Annotated in this window: 4 protein-coding genes and 1 pseudogene; all 5 read right to left on the reverse strand. The window is 70.8% G+C overall.

Translation table 11 applies throughout. The features are described 5' to 3' along the window. Positions 1–768 (reverse strand): HAD-IIB family hydrolase (locus AOK15_RS33150; protein ID WP_055522020.1); only part of this gene is annotated, 768 nt, incomplete at its 3' end. Beyond that, positions 765–2042 carry a serine--tRNA ligase gene (gene serS, locus AOK15_RS33155; RefSeq protein ID WP_055522021.1) on the reverse strand — a complete coding sequence of 426 codons (1278 nt, stop codon included), beginning with the start codon at positions 2040–2042 and terminating at the stop codon, positions 765–767. The genes AOK15_RS33150 and serS, both read right to left, overlap by 4 nt. A gap of 556 nt (positions 2043–2598) precedes the next feature. Further along, positions 2599–3534, reverse strand: a complete 936-nt coding sequence (gene pheA, locus AOK15_RS33160) for a prephenate dehydratase (RefSeq protein WP_055522022.1) — start codon at positions 3532–3534, stop codon at positions 2599–2601. Between the two features lie 349 nt (positions 3535–3883). Then, complete coding sequence (efeB, locus tag AOK15_RS33165) at positions 3884–5269, reverse strand: iron uptake transporter deferrochelatase/peroxidase subunit (RefSeq protein ID WP_055522023.1); 1386 nt, start codon at positions 5267–5269, stop codon at positions 3884–3886. A gap of 8 nt (positions 5270–5277) precedes the next feature. Continuing rightward, a pseudogene (locus AOK15_RS33170) lies at positions 5278–5965 on the reverse strand (hypothetical protein); the annotation flags it as partial.

Raw genomic sequence — 5965 nt, forward strand, 5'->3', positions numbered from 1 at the left:
GGGGTGGGCGTTGGCCATGGCGACGCCGTGGGCGGACCAGGTGAGGAGCGGGATGTCGTTGGGCATGTCGCCGAAGGCGATCGTGTCGGCGGCCTTGGCCCTGAGGCGGCGCGCGGCGAGGGAGAGCCCGGTGGCCTTGGTGAGGCCGAGGGGGAGGAGTTCGACGATGCCCTCGCCGGCCATGGCCACCGTGACGAAGCCGCCGGCTGCCCGCTGGGCGGCTTCGGTGAGTTCGTCGGTGGTCAGGGTGGGGTGCTGGAGGTAGATCTTGTTGAGCGGCGCCGCCCAGAGGTCGGACACCTCCGTGAACGGGACCGTGGGCAGGGAGCCGCGGAAGGCGTAGCCCGGGCCTGCCAGCAACTCACCGTCCAGGCCCGCGCGGCTGGCGGCCAGGTACAGCGGGCCGACCTCCGCCTCGATCTTGGCGAGGGCCACCGCGGCGAGCTTCCGGTCCAGGGTGACCGCCGTGAGGAGGCGGTGCTCCCCGGCGTCGTACACCTGGGCGCCCTGGCCGCAGACGGCCAGGCCGCGGTAGCCGAGGTCGTCGAGGATGTGGCGGGTCGAGGGGACGGCCCGGCCGGTGACGACGATGTGGGCGGCGCCCGCCGCGGTGGCCGCGGCGAGCGCCTCACGGGTGCGCTGCGAGACCGAGTCGTCGGAGCGCAGGAGCGTTCCGTCGAGGTCGGTCGCGATCAGCCTGTAGGGGAAGCCCGAGGGTGCGGAGAGAGCCCCTGCGGGCGCTTCCCCGGTGGCAGCCGCGTCGCTCACTTGGTGACCGGCTCCAGGACCTCGCGGCCGCCCAGGTACGGGCGCAGGACCTCGGGGACACGGACGGAGCCGTCGGCCTGCTGGTGGTTCTCCAGGATCGCGACGATCGTGCGCGGGACGGCGCAGAGCGTGCCGTTGAGCGTGGCCAGCGGGCGGACCTGCTTGCCGTCACGGACGCGGATCGACAGTCGGCGGGACTGGAACTCGGTGCAGTCCGAGGTCGAGGTCAGCTCGCGGTACTTGCCCTGGGTGGGGATCCACGCCTCGCAGTCGAACTTGCGCGAGGCCGAGGAACCGAGGTCGGCGGAGGCGACGTCGATGACGCGGAACGGCAGTTCCAGCGACGTCAGCCACTGCTTCTCCCAGTCCAGCAGGCGCTGGTGCTCGGCCTTGGAGTCCTCCGGGGTGACGTACGAGAACATCTCCACCTTGTCGAACTGGTGGACGCGGAAGATGCCGCGGGTGTCCTTGCCGTGCGAACCGGCCTCGCGGCGGAAGCACGGCGAGAAGCCGGCGTAGCGCAGCGGGAGGCGGTCGGCGTCGATGATCTCGTCCATGTGGTACGCGGCGAGAGCCACCTCGGAGGTGCCGACCAGATAGAGGTCGTCCTTGTCCAGGTGGTAGACGTCCTGGGCGGCCTGGCCGAGGAAGCCGGTGCCGGCCATCGACTGCGGGCGGACCAGCGCCGGGGTCAGCATCGGGGTGAAGCCGGCCGCGGTGGCCTGGGCCATCGCCGCGTTGACGAGAGCGAGCTCCAGGAGGGCGCCGACGCCCGTCAGGAAGTAGAAGCGCGAGCCCGAGACCTTGGCGCCGCGCTCGGTGTCGATGGCGCCGAGGAGCGTGCCCAGCTCCAGGTGGTCCTTGGGCTCGAAGCCCTCGGCCGTGAAGTCGCGGATCTCGCCGTGCGTCTCCAGCGTGACGAAGTCCTCCTCGCCGCCGACGGGGACGTCGGGGTGGACGAGGTTGCCGAGCTGGAGGAGGAGTTCCTGGGTCTCGGTGTCGGCCGTGTCGCGTTCGGCGTCGGCGGCCTTGACGTCGGCCTTGAGCTGCTCCGCTCGCTTCAGCAGCTCGGCCTTCTCGTCGGCGGTGGCCTTGGGGATCAGCTTGCCGAGCGACTTCTGTTCGGCACGGAGCTCGTCGAAGCGGACGCCGGAGGACCTGCGCCGCTCGTCGGCAGACAGGAGAGCGTCGACGAGCGCGACGTCCTCTCCACGGGCGCGCTGGGACGCGCGCACACGGTCGGGGTCCTCACGGAGCAGGCGAAGGTCAATCACCCCTCAAGGCTACCGGGGAGTGCTTGCGCTCCACGACTCGGAATTGCGGTACGTCGCCGCGGTGGCGATTTGCGTGAAATGTCCCCCGCGTTCATGAGGTTGGTGGCCGTCAATGAATTGTGGGCCGATTCCCTGAAAGAAGGCGGGAAGATGGCCGTTGGTTGACCGGATCCCCTTGTGGCGTATGGGACTTGGGGCCCGGCCGTCCACAGGGATTCACGGAGCGGAAAAGTTATCCACAGGCTGTGCGAAAGATCTGTGGACTGTCGAGGAGATCGTTTCGAAAGGTGGGCGTCGACTCCAGGATTCCCGACTCAAACCGCCCTCACGCCCACGTTCGAGTGGATTCATGCGGGAATGGGTCGATCTAAAGGATTGAATCGGGGAAACGCCTGCACGAAGGGTGATCTACGGGGCTGTGGACAGAGCGCGGCTCCGTAAGGGGATTTGTCGACTGCATGGCACTGCGCTGTCGACTTGTCCCCAGATCGAGAAGCCCACCTGTGGATAACTTCTGTGGACAAAGAAAATAAGCAGGTAGGACCAGCCGCGTGGCCTAGAACCGACCGTCCTGGCAGCGCGCCACCCAGTCGGCGGCGGCGACGAACTCGGTGTCCGAGGTCCCGGGCAGAGTGGGCCGGATCTTCGCCACGGCGGCGTCCGCACGCGGGTACGAGCCGAGGAAGCGCACCTGGAGGCAGATCCGCTTGAGGCCCATCAGTGCCTCGGCCACCCGGCGGTCGGAGATATGACCCTCGGCGTCGATGGCGAAGCAGTAGTTGCCGATGCCCTCACCGGTCGGGCGGGACTGGAGCAGCATGAGGTTGACGCCGCGGACGGCGAACTCGCCGAGCAGATCACGCAGACCACCGGGGTGGTCGTCGCGCTGCCAGATGACGACGGAGGTCTTGTCGGCGCCGGTCGGGGCGGCGGGCCGGGCGGGGCGGCCGACCAGGACGAACCGGGTCTGGGCGTTCTCCGCGTCGTGGATCTCCGTCTCCAGGGCCTCCAGGCCGTACCGCGAGGCCGCGAACTCGCCGGCGAAGGCGGCGTCGTAGCGGCCCTCCTGGACGAGCCGGGCGCCGTCGGCGTTCGAGGCGGCGGACTCCCAGACGACGTCGGGGGGCAGGTTGGCCTTCATCCAGTTGCGGACCTGCGGCTGGGCGGCCGGGTGCGCGGTGACCGTCTTGATCTCGGAGAGCTTCGTGCCCGGGCGGACCAGCAGCGCGAAGGTGATCGACAGGAGCACCTCGCGGTAGATCATCAGCGGGGCGCCGGCGACCAGTTCGTCGAGGGTGGTGGTGATACCGCCCTCGACGGAGTTCTCGATCGGGACGAAGGCGGCCTCGGCCTCACCGGTACGGACGGCGTCGAGGGCGGCGGGGACGGACACCATCGGGACGAGCTCGCGGGTCGCGGACTCCGGCAGCGTGCGCAGGGCGACCTCGGTGAAGGTGCCCTCGGGGCCGAGGTACACGTAGCTGGCTGGCATGACCTCACCCTAATGGGCCTACACGGGGACGGCGCACGACTACCGTCCACACCACCCCCGCGGGGGACGCGGACCCTGGAGCGCCCCCACCGCGGGCCCGGCACCGGACCTCGGCACCGGACCTCGGAGCGCGCGCACCGCGGGCCCGGCATCGGACCTCGGCCCTGGACCCCGGCAGGACTTCAGCCCTGGACCCCAGCAGGACTTCAGCCCTGGACCTCGGCAGGACTTCAGCCCCGGACCCCAGCAGGACTTCAGCCCCGGACCTCGGCAGCACTTCAGCCTCGGACCCCAGAAAGACTCCCCGGACCTCGGCAGCACCTCGGCCCCGCACCCGGCGCCGTACCGGCTACCCCTCCAGAAGCCGCTGGCCCACGTACTCGCCCTTCGCCGCGCCGCCCGGCACCGCGAAGAGGCCGCTGGACTCGTGGCGGATGAACGGGGAGAGGGCGTCGCCGCGGTCGAGTTTGCGCTGGACGGTGACGAAGCCGCGGAGCGGGTCGGCCTGCCAGCAGACGAAGAGGAGGCCCGCGTCGGGGACGCCCTTCGCGTCGATGCCGTCGTGGAAGGAGAACGGCCGGCGCAGCATGGCCGCGCCACCGTTCTGGTCGGGGCGGCTGATCCGGGCGTGCGCGTTGATCGGGACGAGCAGATCGCCCCGGGAGTCGGTCTTCTCCAGGTCCATCGCCGTCGTCTCCGTCGCCTTCGCGCCCCCGCTCAGGGGAGCGCCGTCCGACTTCCGCCGCCCGATGACGTTCTCCTGCTCCTTCAGCGACAGCTGTTCCCAGTCGTCCAGGAGCATGCGGATACGGCGTACGACGGCGTACGAACCGTTCGCCATCCACGCCGGCTCGCCGGACGCCCCCGACGCGGATACGAAGATCCGCTCATCGAAGTCGGGCTCGGCCGGCTTGGGATTGCGTGTGCCGTCGATCTGGCCCATCAGATTGCGGGCCGTCATGGGATGAGCCGTGGCACCCGGCGAACGGTTGAAGCCGTTCATCTGCCAGCGCACCCGGGCCGCGCCGCCCGCGTCCTTCTGGATCGTGCGCAGTGCGTGGAAGGCGACGAGGGCGTCGTCGGCGCCGATCTGCACCCACAGATCGCCGTTGCTGCGCGCCTTGTCCAACTGGTCGGAGGAGAAGTCCGGCAGCGGGTCCAGCGCGTCGGGGCGCTGCTTCTCCAGCCCCGTCCGGGCGAAGAAGCTGTGCCCGAAGCCGAAGGTGACCGTCAACGAGGAGGGCCCGGCGTCGCGCGCCACCCCCGTGTCGTCCTGGGCCGCGGCCTCGCCCGCCATCAGTCGCCGGGCCGTCTCCGACCAGCGACGCAGCAGCGCGGCTGCCTCCTTGCGACCTGCCCCGGCGGCCAGGTCGAACGCGACGAGGTGGCCGCGGGCCTGGAGCGGTGTCGTGATCCCCGGCTGATGTTTCCCGTGAAACATCACCTCTCCTGCCCCGAGGGAGGAGAGCGGGGCGATCTCGTCCCCGGAGGCGGACGAGGACGACGCGTCGGACGCGGACGAGGACCCGGCCGCGTATCCGACGGCTCCCCCGGCCGCGCCCAGGGCGAGACCGGTGGCACCGGCGGTACCGAGCAGACGGCGTCGCGAGATCACGCCCTCGGAGACCTTGGCGGGCTCGGAGACCTTGGTGGGCTCGCCCTTGGCGGAGCTGCCCTTGGCGGGGACACCTTCGGACGGGGAGTCGGACGGGACGGTGGTGGACTGGTCGGTCATGGTGCGGTTCAGCCGATCTTCGCGTTCTTGCTCACGGTCACCTGGTCGATGTCGGACGTGCGCACGGTGACCTCGATGTTCCAGTCGCCCGCCATGGGGATCTGCACGCCGTCGGCCGTCCAGTGCCCGGTGGCGATGTGGTCTGGCACGACGGGCAAGGGGCCGATGTCCTTGGTCTCCAGGGTGAAGGCGACCTTCACCTCGGGGATGTCGTGGGCCTTGCCGTCGGGGCCCTGGACGTAGACGTGCATCTCGTTGGCGCCGACGCGCGCCGGGTCGATCTCCAGCCGGACGACGCCCTTGCCGTTCTTGCCCCCGGTGTCGAACGACATGTCGAGCGCCAGCGCCCCCGACTGGGCGTCCGGCGCGACGGCCGCGTTGGCCGCCTTGGCCTCCTCCACGGTGCGGCCGGGCTCGGTGGAGGTCAGGGCCGTGGTGACGGCGAGGAGGACGACGGCGACGCCTGCCTCCGCGAGCACCGACCGGCGCAGGCCCCGCCGACCCGGATCGGCGTCCCGCAGCCGCTTCTCGCGCGCGGTGGCCATCGCGACCCGCTGCCGGGCGAGCTGGGCGGCCCGCTCGGGGTCGCCGCGACCGTCATCGCCGCCGACACCCGCGCCTTCGCCCGCGTCATCGCCGGTGGTACTTGCGCCTGCGCCGGCACCGGCGGTACCCGCGCCATCGCTGGCACCGGCG

Origin of the sequence: Streptomyces ossamyceticus (assembly GCF_001418475.1) — a bacterium.
Lineage (GTDB): Bacteria > Actinomycetota > Actinomycetes > Streptomycetales > Streptomycetaceae > Streptomyces > Streptomyces ossamyceticus.

What these genes read in the sequence shown, in the direction of transcription:
- pheA (WP_055522022.1), bottom strand. Translation starts at nt 3,534, where the DNA reads ATGCCAGCCAGCTACGTGTACCTCGGCCCCGAGGGCACCTTCACCGAG.
- efeB (WP_055522023.1), bottom strand. Translation starts at nt 5,269, where the DNA reads ATGACCGACCAGTCCACCACCGTCCCGTCCGACTCCCCGTCCGAAGGT.